Genomic DNA, 20,684 nt, shown 5'->3' with positions numbered 1-20,684 from the left:
AAGAGATAAGTTGCTATCACTAATGCAATAAGCGGGCCAGCGGGCTTTTACTATGAGCGCGCGGAACGGACGGATTCGTTGTGGTGCGCGGCCGCACCGGGCATGTGCACGGTGGCGCAAATGAAAACGGAGCCTTGCGGCTCCGTGGTGCTTAGTACTTCTTGGACTTCGGCTTGGCGCCGGGCGCCGGTTTCTTCGGCGGCGTGTGCTTGGCCGACTCCGGCGGCATGCGGTCGGCATGGCTGATCTTCAGCTGCGCGCCGCCGACCCAGACCTTGCCCAGATTGCGGAACATATCGTCCGGCATCCCGTCCGGCAGCTCCAGCATGCTGTAATTGTCGAAGATCTCGATGCGGCCGATGTATTTGGCTTCCAGCCCGGTCTCATTGGCGATGGCGCCAACGATATTGGCCGGCGTGACCTGCTGCTCGCGGCCCACCTCGACGCGGAACGGCGACATCGGCACCGAAATCTTGCCCGGCTTTTCCTTTTTCTTCTTGGCCGGCGCTTCCTCGGCCTCCTCGGCGGCGGCGCGCACCGTGCGCTCCAGCGGCGAGCCGGCCGGCTTGGCTGGCTTGTCGGCCTTCACCGGCTTGTCGGCACGTGCCGGTTTTGCGGCGGCCGGCACCGGCGCGGGAGCGCCCTCGCCATCGACACTGATGCGCAGTGCCTGGCCGGCCACGCGGATGCCGGCCATCAGCTCCAGCGCTTCCTTGCTCAGGGTGTCCGGCATGTCCAGCACCGTGAAGTCATCGAAGATCTCGATGCGGCCGATATTCTTCGAATCGATGCCGCCCTCGTTGGCGATGGCGCCGACGATATTGCCCGGCTTGACGCCGTGCTGGTAGCCGACTTCGATGCGGTAAGTGCGCATGCCCGGCTCGGATTCGCGCGGAATGCGCTCCTTCTTGCCGAAACGCTCGCTGCGCTCCGGGCGCTCGCCGCGATCGGCAAAGCGGTCGGCACGTTCCGGACGGTCGAAGCTCTGGCGCGCCGGGCGATCTTCCCACTGCGTCTGCTGCTTCTTATCGAGCAACAGTGGCACGTCGCCGCGCGACAGCTTGGCCAGCGCGGCGGCGATTTCCACGGCCGGGATATTGTGCTCCTGCTCATAGTCCTCGATCAGCGACTGGAACTGTTCCAGGCCGCCCTCGGCCAGCGTATCGGTGATCTGCTGCTTGAAGCGGGCGATGCGCACATCGTTCACCGCCTGAATGGTCGGCAGCTCCAGCTGACCGATCGGCTGGCGGGTGGCGCGCTCGATCATCTTCAGCAGGCCTTTTTCGCGCGGCGTGATGAACAGGATCGCCTCGCCGCTGCGGCCGGCGCGGCCGGTGCGGCCGATGCGGTGGGTGTAGCTTTCCGGATCGTGCGGCACATCGTAGTTGACCACGTGGCTGATGCGCTCCACGTCCAGGCCGCGGGCGGCGACGTCGGTCGCCACCAGGATATCGATCTTGCCATCCTTGAGCATCTGCACCGTGCGCTCGCGCTGCGCCTGCTGGATGTCGCCGTTGATGGCGGCGGCCGAGAAACCGCGTGCTTGCAGCTTCTGCGCCAGTTCCTCGGTACCGAGCTTGGTGCGCGAGAAGATAATCATGCCGTCGAAGTTCTCGGCTTCCAGGATGCGCGTCAGCGCATCCAGCTTGTGCATGCCGGACACCAGCCAGTAACGCTGGCGGATATTCTCATTGGTGCCGGTCTTGGCGGCGACCGTGATTTCCTTCGGATTGCGCAGATAGGTATTGGCGATGCGGCGGATGGCGGGCGGCATGGTGGCCGAAAACAGCGTAGTCTGACGCGATTCCGGCGTCTCTTGCAGGATGCGTTCGACGTCGTCAATAAAGCCCATGCGCAGCATCTCGTCGGCCTCGTCCAGCACCAGCGTTTTCAGTTTCGACAGATCGAGCGAACCCTTGTCCAGGTGATCGATCACGCGGCCGGGGGTGCCGACCACCACGTGCACGCCGCGGCGCAGGGCCGACAGCTGCGGGCCGTAGCTTTGACCGCCGTAGATCGGCAGCACGTGGAAGCCCGGGATATGGTGGGCGTAGGTCTGGAACGCCTCGGCGACCTGGATCGCCAGCTCGCGGGTCGGCGCCAGCACCAGCGCCTGCGGCGTGGACTGTTTGATATCGATGCGCGCCAGGATAGGCAGGGCGAAGGCGGCGGTCTTGCCGGTGCCGGTCTGGGCCTGGCCCAGCACGTCCTGATTATTCAGCAGCAGCGGGATGGTCGCGGCCTGGATCGGCGACGGCGACTCGTAGCCGACGTCATCCAGCGCCTTTAACAGCGGCGCGCCGAGATCGAGGTCGGAAAAAAGGGCAATTGGGGATACTGGGGATGCAGACATGGCGTCACTCACAAAGATTGTTCGAATCGCCTAATTGCGAAAGAAATTTGCGCTAGTTTACTCTGTCTGAGCGAACTCCGCGTTTTTTTGCAAGAATTAACCGTTAAATGCACGCTTTTCAGGAGTTTTCCACCATGCGCATCCTACTTACCGCCGCCCTTCTCGCCGGCTCCGCCTCCGCCGCCACCTACGGCCCCCAGCTCGAAGGCTTCGCCTACCCGCACCCTTTGCACAAATACAGCTTTGCCTCGCAGGGCCTGAATCTGGAGATGGCCTACATGGACGTGGCGCCCAGCGGCGCCGCCAACGGCAAGACCGCCGTCCTCCTGCACGGCAAAAACTTCTGCGGGGCCACCTGGGAACAGACCATCAGCGAGTTGACCAGGGCCGGCTACCGCGTGGTGGCGCCGGACCAGATCGGGTTCTGCGCCTCGTCCAAGCCGGAGCACTACCAGTACAGCTTCCAGCAGCTGGCCGCCAACACCAATGGCCTGCTCCGGCACATCGGCGTGCGGCAGGCGGTGGTCATCGGCCATTCGACCGGCGGCATGCTGGCCACGCGCTATGCGCTGATGTATCCGGATGCGGTGTCGCGGCTGGTGATGGTCAACCCGATCGGGCTGGAAGACTGGAAAGCGCTGGGTGTGCCGCCGATCAGCGTCGATCAATGGTATGCGCGTGAATTGAAGCTGTCCGCCGACAGCGTGCGCGCCTACGAGCGCGCCACCTACTACGGCGGCAACTGGAAGCCCGAATACGAAAAATGGGTCGACATGCTGGCCGGCCTGAATAACGGTCCTGGCAAGAAGCTGGTGGCATGGAATTCGGCGCTGATCTACGACATGATCCTGACGCAGCCGGTGGTGTACGAATTCCCGCTGCTGAAAGTGCCAACCACACTGCTGATCGGCGATGCCGACACCACCGCCATCGGCAAGGACGCGGCGCCGCCGGAAGTGAAGGCGAAGATCGGCCGCTACGAGGTGCTGGGCAAGGAGACGGCGAAAAAGATACCGCAGGCGCGGCTGGTGGAGTTCAAGGGGATGGGACACGCGCCCCAGATGGAAGACCCGGCGGCCTTCCATCGCGCGCTGCTGGAGGAACTGAATCGCTGAACGCAGAAAAGACGGAGTTGGAATCCGTCTTTTCTCTTGCGCCGCCCAGGCCCTGAGGGTCCGGGGCGGCACGTCCGGCGCGAACGCTGATTACTTGCTGGCGGCTGGCGCCGAAGCTGCCGGGGCCGGGGTCGAAGCGGCGGCCGATGCCGAAGCCGAGGCGCTGGCTTTGTGCGCTTTCTTATGCGTGGCCTTCTTGGCCGGCGCCGAAGCGGCTGGAGCGGAAGCGGCAGGGGCCGAGGCGGCTGGCGTCGAGGCAGCGGCGGAAGCGGAAGCCGAAGCGGCTGGAGCTTGAGCGAAAGCAGCGGAAGCGAACAGGCCGGCGATCAGGGTGGCGATTACTTTTTTCATGATTCAGTCCTCTATTTATTTAATTTATACGGTTTATATCGTTAATTACTTTGCTGCTGGTGCTGCGGCGACAGCTTCCGCCGCTTTGGATTCTTTGACTTCCTTCTTGGCCGCGTGATGCGTTTTCTTCTTGGCGGCTGGTTTCGCTTCGGTTTTTTCCGCCACCGCAGGCTTGGTTTCAGGAGCGGCAGGGGCGGTCGCAGGCGCTTGAGCGAATGCTGCGGTTGCGAACAGGCCGGCGATCAGAGAAGCGATTACTTTGGTCATGATGTTTTCCTTTTCGGGGTTTCGGCATCGGGACAATTCCCGTGTCGCATGAGCAAAAAACGCGGCCGCTGACAGCCCAGTTGACGGACATTACAAATGCTTACAATCAAGGTTTTACGTCGTCCTTGAGCGCGGCCAGCGCCATGTTTTCCACCAGCCCGGGGGCGATCAGCTTCAGCCAGCGTCCCAGCTTGCCCTTGGTGGACATCACCACCTCGCGCCGGCGCGCCTCCATGCCGTCCAGGATCAGGCCCGCGCATTCCTCCACCGGCATGGCATGGTCTTCCTTCAGGCTGCTGCTGCCCAGGGCGCCGCCGGCGGCGTTGAAACCGCGATGGCGGATCTGCGTCGCCACCACGCCCGGATAGGCGGTGGTCACGCTCACACCATAGGGCTTCATCTCGATGCGCAAGGCTTCAAAGAAGCCGCCCATGGCGAATTTGGTGGCGCTGTAGGCGGTGCGTCCCGGCACGCCCACCAGCCCCGCCAGCGAGGACACCGCCACGATGCCGCCGCGCGCCTGCTTCAAATATGGCAGCGCCGCGTGCGTGCACCACACGCTGCCCCATAAATTAATCCGCATCAGTTCCTCGTACCACGCCAGGTCCTTCACTTCCTCGAACAGCGCATGCGCCGAGCGGCCGGCGTTGTTCACCAGCGCGTCGATGCGGCCGAAGCGCGCCACGCAGGCGCCGATCAACGCCACGCACTGCGCCTGCACCGAGACGTCGGTCGGCGCCACCAGCGTCTGCGCGCCGGACGCCGCGCACTGCGCCGCCACCTGCTCCAGCATGGCCGCGTTGCGCGCCGCCAGCACCAGCGCCACGCCGGCGCCGTGCCGGCGCGCCAGCTGCCGCGCGAGTTCCGCGCCGATGCCGTCCGATGCGCCCGTGATGATGATGGTTTTCATAGCTCTCCCTGGTTGTACGAATTACAGTAAGATTACCGCCTTCCGTATCAAACCATGGAGTCAATATGCGTCTTCCTCTCATCGTCCTCGCCGTCGGCCTGACCTTGCAAGCCCACGCCCAGCAACCAGTGGTCGCCGAGGCGCCCCTACGCGCCCACCTGTCGCTGCTGGCCGACGATCTGTTCGAGGGCCGCGGCACCGGCCAGCGCGGCGGCGATCTGACGGTGCGCTATCTGGAGACGCAGGCGGCGGTCCTCGGCCTCAAGCCGCTGGCCGACGGCAGCTACCGCCAGCTGGTCAAGGCCGAGGGCAGCAAGCTACTGCCAGGCAGCTTCGCGCGCTTCACCTCGGACAGCGGCAAGATCCTGACCCCGGCCACCGGCACCGAGATCCTGATCGGTACCATGGGCGGCAAAGAGGACATCGCCATCGACGCGCCGCTGGTGTTCGTCGGCTACGGCGCCGTCGCGCCAGAAGAAAAATGGGACGATTACAAGGGCGTCGACATGAAGGGCAAGATCCTGGTCATGATGGTCAACGACCCGCAGCCGACCGCCGAGGAACCCAACCGCTTCGGCGGCAAGGCCTATACCTATTACGGCCGCTGGATGTACAAGTATGAGGAGGCGGTGCGCCAGGGCGCGGCGGGCGCGCTGCTGATCCACACCACGCCATCGGCCTCCTACGGCTGGAGCGTGCCGGCCACCAGCTTCTCGCACGAGCGCTTCCATCTGGCCGGCAGCGGCAATCCGCTCGAGGGCTGGCTGCAAGAGGACACCGCGCGCGCCCTGTTCGCCGCCGGCGGCTTCGATCTCGACACCCTGCGTGCCCAGGCCGAGCGCCGCGATTTCCGCCCGGTCGATCTCAAGCTGAAGATGCATGCCGAGATCAAAAGCAAGATCCGCCAGATCGAGCAGTACAACGTGGTCGGCATCGTGCCCGGCACCGATCCGAAGCTGAAGGCGGAAGCGGTGGTCTATTCGGCCCACTGGGACCACCTGGGCATCGACGACAGCAAGCAGGGCGACAATATCTGGAACGGCGCCATCGACAACGGTTCCGGCGTGGCCGCCCTGCTGGCCATGGCGCAGGCGGCCGTCCAGCATCCGGCCAAGCGCGCGCAGGTGTTCCTGTGGCCGGCCGGCGAGGAAACCGGCTTCCTCGGCAGCAGCGCGTATATGCGCAATCCGGCCTGGCCGCTGGACAAAACCAGCGCCGACCTGAACCTCGATTCGATGAACTTCGTCGGCAGGACACGCGACATCGGCGTCGCCGGCGCCGAGCGCAGCAGCCTGTACGAGGCCGCCGCCACCGTCGCCAAACGCATGGGCCTGAAGCTGGCCCCGGCCATCCCCGACCTGTCGGGCGCCTACTTCCGCGCCGACCACTTCAGCTTTGCCAAGGCCGGCGTGCCGGCGTTTAACGTCGGCTCGGCGGTGTTCTCGGGCGACGGCTACTTCGACTTCGTCAAGGACCAGGACAAGTCGCGCGCCCGGCTGGTGGCATTTAAGCAAGACTATCACCAGCCGAGCGACGAATACCACGCCGACTGGGATCTGTCGGGCATGGTGCAGCAGGCCCAGTTCACCCTGAACCTGGGCTATGAAGTGGCCAACGCACCCAAAATGCAGACCTGGAAGGCCGGCGACGCCTTCGGCAAGGTCAAGCGTTAAAAAAGTCCCACACGGAAACGGAGCATGTCCGCCTATAATTCAGGCAGACATGCTCAGGTGAACTATGAACTTCAAATCCGTGTGGCTTATCGTTTTGACCATGTTGATGGCGATCGCGCATGCCAGCGCGGCCAACGTCAACTTCAACGGCGGCGCCGTCGCCAGCTGCACGCTGAGCGGCAGCACCTATAGCTGCACCGGCGGCTTATCGATGGGCGCCACCGATGTGGTGGTGATCGCCAGCGGCTATACGGTGGTGATGACCAGCTTCGCGCCCAGCTACAATCAGGGCCTGACTATCAGCGGCACGGGCGCGCTGCAAACCAGCGGCAATCTGGACCTGTCCGGCATCAACCCCGCCAATATCAGCACCGGCGGCGCCACCCTCACGGCCGGCGGCAGCTTCACGCTCGGTTCCAGCACCACCATCAACGGCTCGGTGGTGGCCGCCAGCATCAACACCAACTCGGGCGACACCATCACCGGCTCGGTCACCGTGAGCGGCCTGGCCGACCTGGGATCGGCCATCAAGATCAACGGCAATCTCAACGCCGGCTCGGTCAAGACCAACTCGCCCGGCACCATCAGCGGCAGCATCACCGCCAACACCACCATCGCCATCGGCTCAGGCGTCACCGTGGGCGGCAACATCAGCGGTACCACCATCACCACCAATTCGCCGGTCACGCTCAAGGGCAACGTCACCGCCAGCACCTCGTTCACGCTGGCCTCGGGCAGCACGGTGACCGGCAACATCAGCGCGCCCACCGTCACGCTGAACGCCTCCAGTTCCACCGTCACCGGCAGCATCAGCGCCACCGGCGCGCTCGACATCGGCAGCGGCAACACCGTCAACGGCGCCGTCGGCGCCGGCTCGCTGACCATGCGCGCCTCGGGCGCCACCATCAACGGCGCCACCACCATCAGCGGCGATGTCGACATGGGGTCGGGTACCGTCATCAACGGCGACCTGAGCGCGCGCAACGTCACCACCCATGCCAGCGGCGCCGTCATCAACGGCAACGCGGCGGTGAATGCGATTTATATCGACTGGGGCGACAGCGTCACCAAGACCATCACCTGCACCGGCCCCGGCGCGGTCGGTTGCAGCTGCGTCACCAGGGCCGACTCCAACTACCACCCGATCTGCGGCGCCGCGCCGCCCGCCGTGCCGCACCACTTCCAGATCAACCACGGCGGCACCGGCCTGACCTGCCAGCCGCAGACCGTGACCGTCACGGCATGCGCCAACGCCGCCTGCACCGCGCCCAATTTCACCAGCAACGTCGACGTCACCCTGCTACCGGGCGGCAAGACCTTCACCATCACCGGCGGCGTCAACAGCGCCGCCTCGGTGCAGAGCAAGGATGCCGGCACCTTTGCGCTGTCGGCCAGCGCCACCGGCGTGAGCAACGCCAGCACCTGCCTCAACAGCGGCAGCGGCAGCGGCGCGGCCTGCGACATGACGTTCAGCGGCACCGGCCTGACGGTCACCGGCAGCAATCATATTTCGATGGCGTCCGGTGCGCTGGTGACGATCCAGGCGCTGACCTCCTCGTCCAGCGCGCCCAGCTGCATTCCGCTGGTGAGCAACCAGACCGTGAATATCGACATGGCGTGCAGCTACCAGAATCCCGCCAGCGGCAGCGCCCAGGTTGGCATCGGGGCGAAGAGCGCCAGTTGCGGCGCCAACGCCTATGGCGGCACGGTCAGCGTACCGTTCACGTTTGACGCCAACGGCCTGGCCAGCGCCGCCCTGCAATACGCCGATGTCGGCAAGGTCGGGCTGAAAGCCACCTACACCACGTCGAGCTTGAGCGCCACCGGCAGCGGCGACTTCATCGCCGCACCGGATAAATTCCTGATCAAGGCGGTCAGCGCCGCCGCCAGCATCGGCACGGCGGTGCCGGCCAAGGCGCCGGCCGACATCTTCGCCAGGGCCGGCGAGGCGTTCACGCTGACCGTCACCGCCGTCAACCGCAGCGGCAATCCAACGCCCAACTTTGGCAAGGAGAGCACGGCCTCCAGGGTCAAGTTCACGCCCAGCATCAACAATCCGGCGGAAGTGCCGGTGCCGTCCGGGACCGGCAGCAGCGGCAACCTGTGGTATGACGCGATCGCCCTGACCTTCAACGGCGGCATCGGCAGCACCAGCGCCAGTTTCGACAACGTCGGCTATCTCAAGCTGACGGCCGCGCTGGACGACGGCGGCAGCGCCGCCATGCCTTACTACCTGGGTGTACCTCTCTCCGCCTTCCAGACCAGCGGCACCCAATTCGTCAGCCGCTTCATACCCGATCATTTTGACACCGCGTTGATGACCGCCGACGAAATCAAGAAGGTCGCCACCAATACGCACCTGAGCTGTGCCAGCCTGGGGGACAGCATCAATCCCTGCAAATACACCGGGGCGGGCGACACCTTCGTCCACTCCAGACAAGCCTTCTTCGTGAAGGTGCTGGCCTACAACCGGGCGGGTGCGCTGACCACCAACTATTTCGGCACGCTGGCCAAGGTCATCGGCATCACCGCCATGAGCGGCAAAGGCGGCGACACGCCGGTCAATGCCGCCAGCGACGCCATCACCTGGAGCAGGGGCAACAACGCCGTGCGCTTCACCTTCCCAACTGACACCTCCACCGGTTTCGTGCCCGGCATCGGCTTGCTGACCATTCCGGCACCGGGCGACAGCGCCAACCTGCCAGCCTTCAAGTTCGCCCAGGCCTACCCGGACAAGGACGTGTTGCCAGCCACCATTTACCTGCGCGCCACCGATGAGGACGGCGTCAGCTCCAAGCGCACCGTGGCGGCGGACTCGGTGGAGGCGCCACTGGTGGTGGTCAGCGGGCGTCTGATGGTCGCCAACGGCTACGGCTCGCCAAGGTCGGCGCTGCCGGTGAACGTCACGGCTCAGTACTACCTGCCGGCCGGCTATGTGTTCAATCCACTGGCAAGCGGCAGCGGCATCGACAAGGTCAGCAGCTATATCAAGTTCAGCAACTGCCAGAAGAAAGTGAGCACGGACAGCTGCCCGTCCGCGTTGACCGATTCCAACGCCGTCCTGACCGTCACCAACGGCATCGGCAAATTCATGCTGGCCGCCCCGGTGCCGGTCACCGGCGTCGTGTCGACCGACATCCGTCTGATCGACACCAGCGGCGTCGACCTGATTCCCTTCCTGCCCAGCACTTCCGGCCGTGAAACCTTTGGCCTGTACCGCTCCGGACCGGTGATTTACACGCGCGAGGTGTTTTGAGAGTAGGATGGCCGTTTTCTGAACCACCTACCAAGGAACAGCATGGAAACCAACGCGAAGTGGATCGATATTGAAACCAGCGACGGCACGTTCGGCGCCTACCTGTCGCTGCCGCGCGGCGGCAAGGGCCCGGGCATCGTGCTGCTGCAAGAAATCTTTGGCGTCAATCAGCACATCCGCAACGTCGCCGACCAGTACGCCGCCGACGGCTATGTGGTGCTGGCCCCCGACCTGTTCTGGCGCCAGCGCGCGCGCATCGAGCTGGGCTACGATGGCGAGGAATGGAAGCAGGCCTACGCCCTGATGCAGGCCACCGATTTCGCCAAGGCGCAGCAGGACGTCGGCGCCACCGCCAAGGCGCTGCGCGGCCTGGTCGGCGAGGCAAGGATCGCCTCGATCGGCTACTGCTTCGGCGGCCGCCTGTCCTACCACACCGCCGCCAACGGCCTGGTGGACGCGGCCATCGCCTACTATGGCGGCGGCATCCAGAACGCGCTGGAGCGCGCGCCGGAGATCAAGGTGCCGCTGCTGATGCACTTCGGCGCGGCCGACAGCCACATCCCGCTGGCGGCGGTGAAGAGCATCGCCGAGCGCTTCGACAGCAACGAGCAGGTCGAGATCCACGTCTACGACGGCGCCGAGCATGGCTTCAATTGCAATCACCGCGGCTCGTATCACCAGCGCGCCGCCGCCGAGGCGCACGGCCACTCGCTGATCTTCCTGAGCGAAAACCTCTAAGTCCGTGCCCGTTTGTCGAGGCGCCGTAGCTGTAAAAACACCCCCACCAGGAAAAGCAGGAACAGCACGCCGGTGATGGCCTTCAGCTCGGGCGCCTCGGCGTTGGGCAGCAGCGGCGCGCCCAGCGGCAGGCGGGTGGTGGTTTCCGTCACGGCAGGAATCATGTGGAACAGAAACGTCAGCGAGTAGCTGACGATGGCCACCCTGGGCGACCTGATGCGCCACGCCAGCGCCAGCACCACCAGCGTGATCACGCCCAGCGCGTGCGGCTTGCCGAAGCCGCCGTGTTGATAAATGCCGAAGCCGGTGAGGCAGGTCAGCACCGTGGTCCAGATGTAGACCTTGCCCAGCGTGCTGGCCGGGTCGATGTTTTTGTGCCGCACGAAGGCGGTCAGCGCGGCGGCCACCGCGACCAGGCTGATCAGGGTGTGGATCACGCCCAGGTAAGTAAGTCCGTAGATCATCGCGCATCCTTTCAGGGTTGAGGCGTTGATCGTACACAGGATCGCGGCCGCGGTCGTACCACTAAAGGGCTATTGCGGGCTGCGTTAACCACCCCGGCAACGATTCCATGATTTCCATGATCTCGGAAGCGCGGGCGCGCTTCCTGTACGACTACGGGGTGCAGGAGACCGGGCAGGACGGCGGCGACATCATCTTCCGCATCAGCCGTCCGCGCGACGGCAAGCTGGTGGCGATGGCCAAGTATGGCTTCGTGTTCTTCAACTACCGGAGCGGCCAGGTGACCCCGATGCCGCCGGAGTTCCTGGCCAAGTTCCCGAAAGTGAACCGGCTGGATTAACGCCGCGCCACCTTCGGCACGATGGATTTGTTGAACCAGTCGTCCAGCATCTGCTTTTCATAGCGCAGCGGATCGCTGTCGAAATAGCCGCCCAGGCGGCCCTGGTAGTTCATATTGGACAGCTGCTCGTCGCCGCTGCGCAGCACCTGGCCGTTCTGTTCCAGCGTGTATTTCAGGTGCATATGCGGCCAGTCGGCGCCGCCGTTCATGATGCGGATGTCGTCGCCGGCGCGGCGCGGATACAGGCGGCCGGCCAGGTCGATGTCCAGCACCTCGATCTTCAGCTGCTGTCCGGCCGGCAGCTTCTTGTCCAGCGTCTTGAAGTAGTCGCTGAATTCCTTGAGCGTGCGCTCGCGTTCGATGGCGTTGCGCGGCACGTCGGTGTAGTCGTCCGGTTTGGTGTAGCTGACCGACACCTGCGCCAGGGCGGCGCTGGAAGCCAGCAGGGCCGCCAGGGCGGCCAGCACGGTGTGGTTCAATCGGCGCATGATACGTTCCCCCCTCAGCATGGATACCAACAATATAGACCTTTTCCACGCGCCACGCCGGCGCTGAATAAGTTTGTTACCAATCGCCGCGGTGCCATGCATGTCACAAGCCTGTCGTCCCAAATCGCCGCTTTCAAGGGCGGCTGCCCGGGCACAGCCCGCCAGGGTGCCGGCGCCGGCGGGCTTTTTTTCGTACCGTGCGGCGGGGGTGCCGGCTGCGGTTGCATAATGCGCAGGTCGAACCGCCGGGAGAAGCATCATGTGGAAACGCGCCTGTGCTGTCATGCTGGCATCCAGCCTCGCCGCCTGCGGTGGTGGCGGCGGTGCCGACTCCGGCATCACGAAAACCCCGCTGCCGCCGGTGACGCCGACGCCGTCCATCGATCCGGTGGTGCTGGCCACCGGCCTGCAAATTCCGTGGTCGATCACGTTTTCCGGCGGCACCGCACTGGTGAGCGAACGCGGGTCGGCGCGCATCCTGGCGCTGGGCGCGGGCGGCGCGCTGACGCCGATCGCCACCATTGCCGGCGTGAGCGGCAGCGGCGAAGGCGGCTTGCTGGGCATCACGGTGCGCGACGGCTATCTGTACGCCTACTTCACCGCCGCCGACGGCAACCGCATCGAACGCTATCCGCTCAGCGGCAGCGGCGCCGGCACGCGCCTGGGCGCGGCGCAACTGCTGCTGAGCGGTATTCCCGCGCGCAGCAACCACAACGGCGGGCGCCTCGCCTTCGGGCCGGACGGCATGCTGTACGCCAGCACCGGCGACGCCGGCACCGGCAGCCGGGCGCAGGACCTGAGTTCGCTGGCCGGCAAGATCCTGCGCATGACGCCGGACGGCCGCGTGCCGGCCGACAATCCCTTTGCCGGGTCCTATGTCTACAGCTACGGCCACCGCAACGTGCAGGGCATGGCGTGGAGCGGCAGCGGCGCGCTGTATGCGTCGGAGTTTGGCGAGAACACCTGGGATGAACTCAACCTGATCAAGGCTGGCGGCAACTATGGCTGGCCGGCGGTGGAGGGCAAGGCGGGCGATGCGAAGTACCTCGACCCGGTGCAGCAATGGCCGACCTCCGAGGCCAGCCCGAGCGGCATCGCCATCAGCGGCGACAATATCTACATCGCCAACCTGCGCGGCGAGCGGCTGCGCAAGGTGCCGCTGGCGGCGACCGGCACCGCGACCGAGTTCTACGTCAAGCAATACGGCCGCCTGCGCGACGTGGTGGTGGCGCCGGACGGCCGGCTCTACCTTCTCACCAACAACACCGACGGCCGCGGCACCCCGCGCGCCGGCGACGACCGCATCCTGAACGTGCCGGCGCTGTAGCCGGCGCCGGCGTCAGAACACCAATCGCAGGCCGAAGTTGGCGCGCCGGCCGACGTCCTCCAGCGTCAGGAACTGGCTCTCGTTGTTGGCATATTCATGCGTGCGCGAGTTGCTCAGGTTGATGACGTCCAGATACACGGCGATCGACGGCGTGACGTTGTAGCGCAGGCTGGCGTCGGTTTGGCCGTAGGCGGCGCGGTTGCGCGGCAAGGCGCTGCCGCCGCCGCAGTCCAGCGAGAAATGGTTGCGCCAGTTGTAGCTGGCGCGCGCCATGAATTTCTCGTTCTCGAAGAACACCGAGCCGTTGTATGACTGCGGCGACAAGCCGGGATAGCCACAGGTCGGCGCGCCGGCGTCGCTGTCGCGGGTGGCGCTGGCGTCGACGTAGGTGTAGTTGGCCGCCACGCCAAACCCTTTCAGCAGCGGGATCTCCTTGTCGAACGCGTACTGCCCGGACAGCTCCACCCCCTTGATCCTGCCCTTCTGCCCGTTGCGGATGCGGGTGTCGTGCACGATCTCGCTGAACTGCGGGATCTTCATGTCCACCAGCTTGGTCTCGAGGAAGTCGGACACATGCTTCACGAACAGGGCGGCGCCGACAAAGTTGGTCTTCGACAGATACCACTCGTACGACAGGTCCAGGTTCTTCGACTGCATCGGCTTCAGGTATGGGTTGCCGCCGCCGGTCTGCACATAGCCGGCACGGCCGCCGTACCAGTTCTCCACGCCCATCTGGCTCAGGGTGGGGCGGGTCTCGGTTCTGGACGCGGCCAGGCGCAACAGCATGTCGCTGGTCAAATCGATCTTCAGATTGGCCGACGGCAGTACGCTGTTGTAGCTGTTGCCCACCGTGGTGGTGGCCGGCGGGCCGTACACCATGATGAAGGTGGTGTCGTTCGGGCTTTTCTCGGCCGACAGCAGCACGCGGTTGGCGCCGGTCGAGCCGGAATTCACGTGCACCACACGCACGCCGGCGTTGGCCGACCAGCCGCCGCCCTCCCACTTGGAGTCGACGAAGAAGCTCGATACTTTTTCCTCGACGATCCAGAAGTTGGGCTTGGTGTAATCGATCGCCATCGGCCCGTTCGGGTACCTGGTCTTGTCGGCGTACGCGTCCGGATAGTTCGATTGGCCCAGCAGCGACGGCTGGTTCAGGTAAGTCATGTAGGCCACCGGGTCGAAGCGCAGATAGGAGGTCGGCTGCGCGCCCGCGCCCATGAAGTTGTCCATCGGCGTCACGGTGAACAGCGACGAAGGCAGGCTGACGTGATAGCCGCTGAAGGCGTTCCACGAGTCGCTATACCACGAGGTGCGGCCCACCTTGCGCCGCGCATGGGCGACGCCGCTGTCGATGCCCTTGAAGTAGCCCCAGTCCTGGGCCCAGGCCAGATTCAGGCGCCCTTCATGCAGGGTGTCCGTGTTGCGCACGTCGCCGTTCGAGACGGCGTGGGCGCGCACCGCCGTCGGATCGGCGATGCCGTCGCCGAACGTCACGCTGGGCGAGGCGCCGAAGGTCAGCACGTCGCCATTCTTCGGCACCATGCCGGCCACCACCCACATATCCGGCCACCTGGAGGTGGTGCGCGAGGTCGACAGGTCGCCCTCCAGTTTCCAGTCGGGCGCCAGCTTCCATTTCGAGTTCAGGCCGAAGGCCTTGGTCTCCGACAAGCGGTCGCCGCCCTTGACGATCATGTCGTTCGAATTGGCCTCGCCCAGCAGCTTGCCCGGCCCGGCCAGCGCCGGGTTGTTGGCGGCGAAGATGGAACCCGGCCGCAGGAAGCTGGTGACCTGGTTGTTGCTGTCATACTTCACGCCCAGTTGCACCGGCACGATCCAGTCGCTGACGGCGATCACGGAATTTTTCTGGTTCAGGCGCGAATACAAGGCGTCGGCGCTCAGTTTCCAGTCCGGCGACGGGTTGTATTGCAGCGTCAGGTTGGCCACCACGCGCTTGCGGCTTTCATCCTCCTGCTGGAAGCCGTAGCTCTGCGGGATGTACAGCTTTTTGGTGGTGACGTCGGCCATGGTCAGGCCCTTGGAATTCAGGTCGCCGTTGATCATCGACACGTCGAGGTAGTTCCAGGCGTCGTTGACCGCCTTGTTCTGCTTGGAGGCACGGTCCGTGTACGAGAGCGAGCCGGTCACGCCGAAGGTGCGCGCCTCGTTGGCGTACGAATACATGCCGTTGATGTTGGGCGTGTTCCTCTTCGAATTCGAATCGTGGGAATCGGACACATTGAGCACCGAGTTGTGGCCGCTCTTGCCCGACAGCGGGCGCGCGGTCTGGATGTCCACCGTGGAGCCGATGCCGCCCTCCGGCAGGAACGGCTGGGACGTCTTGTACACCAGCGCCTTCGAGATCAGGTCCGAGGACAGCAGGTCGAAGGAAAACTCGCGGCCGCCGGTATCGCTGGTCATGGTGCGGCCGTTGACCAGCACGTTGTTGAATTCCGGTCCCAGGCCGCGCACCGAGATGTAGCGGCCCTCGCCGTTGTTGCGCTGGATTTGCACGCCGGTCACGCGCTGCAGCGATTCCGCGATATTGGTGTCCGGGAATTTGCCGGCGTCCTCGGCCGACACCGCGTCGACCACGCCGTCCTGCAGGCGCTTGGTGGTCAGCGAGGAACTCAGGGAGGCGCGGATGCCGCTGACCACCACGGTCACGTCCGGCGTGGGCGGCGTCTCGACGGTCTGCGCGGCGGCGCTCATCGCCATCAGCATCTCGCCGATCACGGTGGCCAGCACGGTCTTGCTCAATCTGCTCTTGTTCATATTGTCTCATCTCCGAATAATTCTTATAGGATCAGGCTGGCGGCGCTTGCGCTTGCCGCTGCCTGCAAACCATTCTACGTAGCGCAAAAATCGCGACCTATTTTTTCTCTGCCGCGACTTATGCTAAAACCACATAGCTGCCCCGATCGCCGCGGCCATCCTGATTTCGCATGGCTGGCGCACAAAATGGCATGGCAGCGCAGCGCGGAAACGGGCTATCGTCGCCCCATCTTTTTTTACCGCCTCGCGATGGACCATCCGGATTTCTTTCACGCCTCGCCGCCGATCACGACCATCGCGCCGCCCTCGGGTCGGCTGTGCCACTGCCTGCGCTGGGACGCCGCCGGCGACCGCCTGTGGTGGGCCGACGCCGCCGGCGACGCGCTGCACGCCTGGCACGAGCGGGACGGCCACGGCTACCGGCAAGCGCTGCCGGACGCGCCGCAACTGCTCGCCTGCTGCGCCAGCGGCCGCATGCTGATCGGCATGTCCAAGCGCCTCTGCCTGGCTGAACTACGCCCCGGCGGACGCCGTCAGGCGCCCTTCGTGCGCACCCTGGCGATGATCGACGCCGCCGACCAGCGCACCGTGATCGCCGGCGGCCGCACCGACCGCGCGGGCAACTTTGTGTTCGGCACCCGCAACCTCGCGCCGGCGCCGCGCGCCATCGGCAGCTTCTTCCAGTTCTCGCGGCAGCACGGCTTGCGCCGGCTGGCGCTGCCGACCGTGGTGCAGGCCAGCGCCATTTGCTTCACCGGCGACGGCAGCCGCATGTTTTTCGCCGACGCCCCCGGCGGCATGCTGTGGCAGTGCGACTATGACGCGGCACGGGCGGCGGTCGGTCAGGTCCGTCCGTTCGCCCCGCCCGCCGCCGCCGGCATGACGGTGCACGACGCGCTGGTCGATCACGACGACCGCGTGTGGAGCCTGCTGGTCGACGCCAACGATGGGCCGCTGCTCGCCTGCCACGACCACCGGGGAGGGCGGCGCGTGCTCGCCCGGCTCGCGTGCGGCAGCGCCACCAGCCTGGCGTTCGCCGGCCCGGGGGGTGAGCGCCTGCTGTTGCTGGCGCGCGAAGGCAGCCTGCGCGAAGTGACGCTGCCGGCGCTGCGCGGCCTGGCCGAGGTGCCCTTCGACGACCGCCGCTACAGCAAGCGCGAGCTGCGCTTCCAGCCCAATCCGCGCCCGCCGGGCCCGCGCTGACTGTCGTGCCGGGACAACATTCCGCCAGTCAATGGATAGCGCGCTTGTGCGTATAATCGATCCGTCGCCCAACGCTGACCTGAACTGAATGAGCACCCCGCCCCACACCGACCCGCAGACCGCCGCCTCCGTCCGTTTCGTGCGCAGCCACCTGAAGATGCGGCACTTGATCCTGCTGGTGGAGCTGGGCCGGCACGCGTCCATCGTCACGGCGGCCAAGGCGGCGCGCCTGACGCAGCCGGCGGCGTCGCGCCTGATCAGCGACCTCGAGCACGTGCTCGGGGTGCAGTTGTTCGAGCGCCGCGCGCGCGGCGTGGAACCGACCTGGTCGGGCAAGATGCTGATACGCCGCGCCGGCGTGGCGCTGGCCGAGATGGACGCGGCCCATCTGGAGCTGTCGCTGCTGCTGTCCGGCATGGGCGGCAAGGTGGCCATCGGCAGCGTGCTGACGCCGGCGGCCGACATCCTGGCGCGCGCCATCAAGCTGTTCAAGTCGCGCACGGTCAACGCCAACGTGGTGGTCGACTTCAGCACCAGCAAGTCGATGGTCGAGCGCCTGCTCGATGGCCAGCTCGACCTGGTGCTGGGCCGCATCCTCGACACCGCCAGCGTCCCGCTGCTCAACTTTGAACCGATCACCGACGAGGTCCACCACATCATCGTGCGGCCGGGGCATCCGCTGGCGGGCCGCAGCGGCCTGCAACTGGAAGAGCTGGCGCAGCAGTCGTGGATCGTGCCGCCGACCGGCAGCATCCTGCGTGACCGCCTGACCGCGCTGTTCCTGTCCGAGGGGCTGAATCCGCCGCTGGAGACGGTGGAAACCCTGTCCACCTCGCTGGCGGTCTCGCTGCTGGCCACCACCGACATGGTGGTGGCGCTGCCCAGGGAGCTGGTGCAGCAACAGCTCGACTCGGGGCAGCTGGTGGCGCTGCCGTTCGACCTCGGCCTGAGCATGGACGTGTACGGCGTCATCACGCGCCAGGGCCATGTGCTGTCGCCCAGCGCGGAGGCGATGCTCATGGCCCTGCGCGAGACGGTGGCCGCCACGCCGTCGCTGCGGCGGCGCCGTCCGGCCGTCTGAGCGACGCGCCGCCTACGGCAAGGCGGCCCCCACCAGCCATGTCTTTTTGCGCAAAAGCCAAGCCGAATCAGCATGGCCGGCGGCGCCGCGACACGCGTAGAATCCGCAGGCACACGCAGACACGGAGACTCGCATGACCACAAGTAACACCACAAGCACGGCGGCCAGCAGGACGCCCCGCGGCGTCCTGATCACCGGCGCCCTCGGCGGCATCGGCCGCGCCACCGCGCTGGCCTTCGCGGCCGAAGGCGCGTCGCTGTTACTGATCGACACCGCCGCGCCCGATCCCGCGCTGGACGCCGCGCTGCGCGCGGCCGGCGCGGCGGCGGTCGAATTCCTGCAGGCCGACATCGCCGACGACGCCCAGGTGGCGCAGGCGGCCGCGCGCGCCATGCGGGCGTTTGGCGCCATCGACGTGCTGGTCAACGTGGCCGGCGTCATGAGCTTCCGGCCGATCGCCGAACTCGATGGCGCGACCTGGCGGCGCCTGCTGGACGTCAACCTGGTCGGCGCCGCCCTGCTGAGCGGACAGGCCATGCGCGTGATGCGGCCCGGCAGCGCCATCGTCAACATCGCCTCGGTGCACGCGCACCGCACCAGCGCGCTGGTGGCGCCGTACGCCGCCGCCAAGGCGGCGCTGGTCAGCCTGACCCGCTCGGCGGCGATCGAGGGCAAGCCGCTGGGCATCCGCGTCAACGCGGTCTGCCCCGGCGCGATCGACACCCCGATGCTGCACGCCAGCCCCACCATCAAGGCCGGCATCGAGCGCATCGACCCGGCCGACCTCGGCCAGCCGGAGGACGTGGCCGCGCTGGCGCATTTCCTGTGCACCGACGCCGCCCGCTTCATCACCGGCGCGGACATCGTGGCCGATGGCGGCCGCATGGGCCGCCTCTAATCCCGGGGGACACGACATCATGATGCATGGCACCGAACCCGTTTCCGACCGCGACGCGCTGGCGTTGCGGCCACACTCCACCATCACCCTGTGGCTGGCCGCCGCCGTGTCCGCGCTGGGCGGCTTGCTGTTCGGCTACGACTGGGTCGTCATCGGCGGCGCCAAGCCGTTCTACGAAGCCTGGTTCCAGCTGATCGAACCCGGCCAGCAGGCCTGGGCCATCAGCTGCGCGCTGATCGGCTGCCTGGCCGGCGCCATGGGCTCCGGCCTGATCAGCGACCGCCTCGGACGCCGCCGCGGCCTGCTGATCGCGGCGCTGATTTTCGCCGTGTCCTCGGTCGGCACCGGCTGGGCCGGCAGCATCGGCGTGTTCGTGCTGTGGCGCATGCTGGGCGGGGTGGCGATCGGCCTGGCCTCCGGCCTGTCGCCGGTGTATATCGCGGAGATCGCCCCGGCGGAGATCCGCGGCCGCATGGTGTGCCTGAACCAGATCGCCATCGTGGTTGGCATCCTGGGCGCGCAGATCGTCAACCTGCAGATCGCCGAGCCGGTGCCGGCCGGCGCCAGCCTGGCCAGCATCGCCGCCTCGTGGAACGGCACCACCGGTTGGCGCTGGATGTTCGTGGCGGCCGCCGCGCCCTCGCTGGCGTTCCTGGTGGGCTGCCTGCTGATCCCGGAAAGCCCGCGCTGGCTGGCCGCGCGCGGCGACCCGGACGGCGCCATGCGCGCGCTGCGGCGGCTGGGCGGCGACGCCTACGCCAGCGACGCGTTGCCGGCCATCCACCAATCGCTCGGCGTCCGCGGCAGCCGCGGCCTGAACGATGTCATGCGCGAGCCGCGCTTCCGCCGCGTGCTGCTGATCGGCGTGGTGCTGGCCGTGCTGCAGCAATGGTGCGGCATCAACGTGATCTTCAACTACGCGCAGGAAATCTTCGCCTCGGCCGGCTATGCCGTGTCCGACACCCTGTTCAACATCGTCATCACCGGCGTGGTCAACTGCGTGTTCACGCTGCTGGCGCTGGACACGGTCGAGCGCTGGGGCCGGCGCCGGCTGATGCTGCTGGGCTGCGCCGGCCTGACCGTGATCTACCTGCTGCTGGGCGCCTGCTACCTGGCCGGCTGGCAGGGCTGGCCGCTGCTGTTGCTGGTGGTGAGCGCGATCGCCTGCTACGCCATGACGCTGGCGCCGGTCACCTGGGTGGCGCTGTCGGAGATCTTCCCCAACGAGGCGCGCGGCGCCTGCATGGCGGTGGCCACCACCGCGCTGTGGGCGGCCTGCTTCCTGCTGACCTACACCTTCCCGCTGATTAACCACGGCATCGGCACCGGCCCGACCTTCTGGCTGTATGCGCTGCTGTGCGCGCTGGGCCTGGTGTTCGTCTACCGCCACCTGCCGGAAACGCGCGGCAAGAGCCTGGAGGAGATCGAGGCCGGCTGGCGCTAGGCGCTG

At 66.3% G+C, this 20,684-nt stretch carries 17 protein-coding genes; 10 read left to right on the top strand and 7 right to left on the bottom strand.

Annotation, left to right across the window (positions count from 1 at the left end):
• Positions 1-151: 151 nt before the first annotated feature.
• The gene (locus tag GM676_RS08295; protein WP_155463059.1) at positions 152-2,353 is read right to left on the bottom strand and encodes a DEAD/DEAH box helicase; all 2,202 of its coding nucleotides are present in this window, start codon (positions 2,351-2,353) and stop codon (positions 152-154) included.
• 134 nt (positions 2,354-2,487) lie between these two features.
• On the opposite strand from GM676_RS08295, the gene GM676_RS08290 reads away from it, so the two are divergent.
• Positions 2,488-3,468: an alpha/beta fold hydrolase gene (locus GM676_RS08290; protein WP_155463058.1), complete on the top strand. Its 981-nt coding sequence runs from the start codon at positions 2,488-2,490 to the stop codon at positions 3,466-3,468.
• 90 nt (positions 3,469-3,558) lie between these two features.
• Here the strand turns inward: GM676_RS08290 and GM676_RS08285 are convergent, their stop codons facing one another.
• The 3 genes from GM676_RS08285 to GM676_RS08275 all read right to left on the bottom strand — a co-directional run bounded on the left by GM676_RS08285 (position 3,559) and on the right by GM676_RS08275 (position 4,996).
• Positions 3,559-3,819: a hypothetical protein gene (locus GM676_RS08285; RefSeq protein ID WP_155463057.1), complete on the bottom strand. Its 261-nt coding sequence runs from the start codon at positions 3,817-3,819 to the stop codon at positions 3,559-3,561.
• Between the two features lie 45 nt (positions 3,820-3,864).
• Complete coding sequence (locus GM676_RS08280; protein ID WP_155463056.1) at positions 3,865-4,086, bottom strand: hypothetical protein; 222 nt, start codon at positions 4,084-4,086, stop codon at positions 3,865-3,867.
• Between the two features lie 106 nt (positions 4,087-4,192).
• Positions 4,193-4,996 (bottom strand): SDR family oxidoreductase, encoded by an 804-nt coding sequence (locus GM676_RS08275; protein ID WP_155463055.1) that lies wholly within the window; start codon positions 4,994-4,996, stop codon positions 4,193-4,195.
• Positions 4,997-5,061: 65 nt separating this feature from the next.
• On the opposite strand from GM676_RS08275, the gene GM676_RS08270 reads away from it, so the two are divergent.
• From GM676_RS08270 to GM676_RS08260, 3 genes are all read left to right on the top strand, one after another.
• The gene (locus GM676_RS08270; protein ID WP_155463054.1) at positions 5,062-6,669 is read left to right on the top strand and encodes a M28 family peptidase; all 1,608 of its coding nucleotides are present in this window, start codon (positions 5,062-5,064) and stop codon (positions 6,667-6,669) included.
• Positions 6,670-6,733: 64 nt separating this feature from the next.
• A complete protein-coding gene (locus GM676_RS08265; RefSeq protein ID WP_155463053.1) occupies positions 6,734-9,925 on the top strand; it encodes a DUF6701 domain-containing protein in 3,192 nt (1,063 codons plus the stop codon).
• Between the two features lie 42 nt (positions 9,926-9,967).
• Positions 9,968-10,663 carry a dienelactone hydrolase family protein gene (locus GM676_RS08260; RefSeq protein ID WP_155463052.1) on the top strand — a complete coding sequence of 232 codons (696 nt, stop codon included), beginning with the start codon at positions 9,968-9,970 and terminating at the stop codon, positions 10,661-10,663.
• On the opposite strand, the gene GM676_RS08255 is transcribed toward GM676_RS08260, so the two are convergent.
• Positions 10,660-11,127, bottom strand: a complete 468-nt coding sequence (locus tag GM676_RS08255) for a hypothetical protein (protein WP_155463051.1) — start codon at positions 11,125-11,127, stop codon at positions 10,660-10,662. The genes GM676_RS08260 and GM676_RS08255 overlap by 4 nt on opposite strands.
• 107 nt (positions 11,128-11,234) lie before the next feature.
• Between GM676_RS08255 and GM676_RS08250 the strand changes: the two genes are divergently transcribed.
• Entirely contained in the window at positions 11,235-11,465 is a 231-nt protein-coding gene (locus tag GM676_RS08250; RefSeq protein WP_155463050.1) for a thioesterase family protein, read from the top strand.
• On the opposite strand, the gene GM676_RS08245 is transcribed toward GM676_RS08250, so the two are convergent.
• Complete coding sequence (locus GM676_RS08245; RefSeq protein WP_155463049.1) at positions 11,462-11,953, bottom strand: DUF3016 domain-containing protein; 492 nt, start codon at positions 11,951-11,953, stop codon at positions 11,462-11,464. The two genes, GM676_RS08250 and GM676_RS08245, sit on opposite strands and share 4 nt — an antisense overlap.
• Before the next feature lie 259 nt (positions 11,954-12,212).
• Here GM676_RS08245 and GM676_RS08240 point away from each other — a divergent pair, with 259 nt between their 5' ends.
• On the top strand, positions 12,213-13,280 hold the full coding sequence (locus GM676_RS08240; protein ID WP_155463048.1) for a PQQ-dependent sugar dehydrogenase: 1,068 nt from the start codon (positions 12,213-12,215) through the stop codon (positions 13,278-13,280).
• A gap of 12 nt (positions 13,281-13,292) precedes the next feature.
• Here GM676_RS08240 and GM676_RS08235 read toward each other — a convergent pair whose 3' ends face one another.
• Positions 13,293-16,052 carry a TonB-dependent receptor gene (locus GM676_RS08235; RefSeq protein ID WP_155463047.1) on the bottom strand — a complete coding sequence of 920 codons (2,760 nt, stop codon included), beginning with the start codon at positions 16,050-16,052 and terminating at the stop codon, positions 13,293-13,295.
• Between the two features lie 120 nt (positions 16,053-16,172).
• Between GM676_RS08235 and GM676_RS08230 the strand changes: the two genes are divergently transcribed.
• From GM676_RS08230 to GM676_RS08215, 4 genes are all read left to right on the top strand, one after another.
• Positions 16,173-17,255 (top strand): SMP-30/gluconolactonase/LRE family protein, encoded by a 1,083-nt coding sequence (locus GM676_RS08230; RefSeq protein ID WP_155463046.1) that lies wholly within the window; start codon positions 16,173-16,175, stop codon positions 17,253-17,255.
• An 88-nt stretch (positions 17,256-17,343) separates the two neighbouring features.
• Positions 17,344-18,336, top strand: a complete 993-nt coding sequence (locus tag GM676_RS08225; RefSeq protein ID WP_155463045.1) for a LysR substrate-binding domain-containing protein — start codon at positions 17,344-17,346, stop codon at positions 18,334-18,336.
• A gap of 133 nt (positions 18,337-18,469) precedes the next feature.
• Positions 18,470-19,234 (top strand): SDR family NAD(P)-dependent oxidoreductase, encoded by a 765-nt coding sequence (locus GM676_RS08220; protein WP_155463044.1) that lies wholly within the window; start codon positions 18,470-18,472, stop codon positions 19,232-19,234.
• Between the two features lie 19 nt (positions 19,235-19,253).
• Positions 19,254-20,678: a sugar porter family MFS transporter gene (locus GM676_RS08215; protein ID WP_229262590.1), complete on the top strand. Its 1,425-nt coding sequence runs from the start codon at positions 19,254-19,256 to the stop codon at positions 20,676-20,678.
• Positions 20,679-20,684 lie beyond the last annotated feature (6 nt).

The organism is Duganella radicis (assembly GCF_009720825.1).
Classification (GTDB): domain Bacteria; phylum Pseudomonadota; class Gammaproteobacteria; order Burkholderiales; family Burkholderiaceae_D; genus Rugamonas; species Rugamonas radicis.
Note: the sequence above shows the minus strand (reverse complement) of the source record. Positions and strands in the feature narration are given on the sequence as shown.

Bases quoted from the DNA above. Each gene is read 5' to 3' on its own strand.
- GM676_RS08295 (WP_155463059.1), bottom strand. From the start codon at position 2,353: ATGTCTGCATCCCCAGTATCCCCAATTGCCCTTTTTTCCGACCTCGAT.
- GM676_RS08255 (WP_155463051.1), bottom strand. From the start codon at position 11,127: ATGATCTACGGACTTACTTACCTGGGCGTGATCCACACCCTGATCAGC.
- GM676_RS08225 (WP_155463045.1), top strand. From the start codon at position 17,344: ATGAGCACCCCGCCCCACACCGACCCGCAGACCGCCGCCTCCGTCCGT.
- GM676_RS08280 (WP_155463056.1), bottom strand. From the start codon at position 4,086: ATGACCAAAGTAATCGCTTCTCTGATCGCCGGCCTGTTCGCAACCGCA.
- GM676_RS08250 (WP_155463050.1), top strand. From the start codon at position 11,235: ATGATTTCCATGATCTCGGAAGCGCGGGCGCGCTTCCTGTACGACTAC.
- GM676_RS08265 (WP_155463053.1), top strand. From the start codon at position 6,734: ATGAACTTCAAATCCGTGTGGCTTATCGTTTTGACCATGTTGATGGCG.
- GM676_RS08270 (WP_155463054.1), top strand. From the start codon at position 5,062: ATGCGTCTTCCTCTCATCGTCCTCGCCGTCGGCCTGACCTTGCAAGCC.
- GM676_RS08290 (WP_155463058.1), top strand. From the start codon at position 2,488: ATGCGCATCCTACTTACCGCCGCCCTTCTCGCCGGCTCCGCCTCCGCC.
- GM676_RS08285 (WP_155463057.1), bottom strand. From the start codon at position 3,819: ATGAAAAAAGTAATCGCCACCCTGATCGCCGGCCTGTTCGCTTCCGCT.
- GM676_RS08215 (WP_229262590.1), top strand. From the start codon at position 19,254: ATGATGCATGGCACCGAACCCGTTTCCGACCGCGACGCGCTGGCGTTG.
- GM676_RS08220 (WP_155463044.1), top strand. From the start codon at position 18,470: ATGACCACAAGTAACACCACAAGCACGGCGGCCAGCAGGACGCCCCGC.
- GM676_RS08260 (WP_155463052.1), top strand. From the start codon at position 9,968: ATGGAAACCAACGCGAAGTGGATCGATATTGAAACCAGCGACGGCACG.
- GM676_RS08275 (WP_155463055.1), bottom strand. From the start codon at position 4,996: ATGAAAACCATCATCATCACGGGCGCATCGGACGGCATCGGCGCGGAA.
- GM676_RS08230 (WP_155463046.1), top strand. From the start codon at position 16,173: ATGCTAAAACCACATAGCTGCCCCGATCGCCGCGGCCATCCTGATTTC.
- GM676_RS08240 (WP_155463048.1), top strand. From the start codon at position 12,213: ATGTGGAAACGCGCCTGTGCTGTCATGCTGGCATCCAGCCTCGCCGCC.
- GM676_RS08245 (WP_155463049.1), bottom strand. From the start codon at position 11,953: ATGCGCCGATTGAACCACACCGTGCTGGCCGCCCTGGCGGCCCTGCTG.
- GM676_RS08235 (WP_155463047.1), bottom strand. From the start codon at position 16,052: ATGAACAAGAGCAGATTGAGCAAGACCGTGCTGGCCACCGTGATCGGC.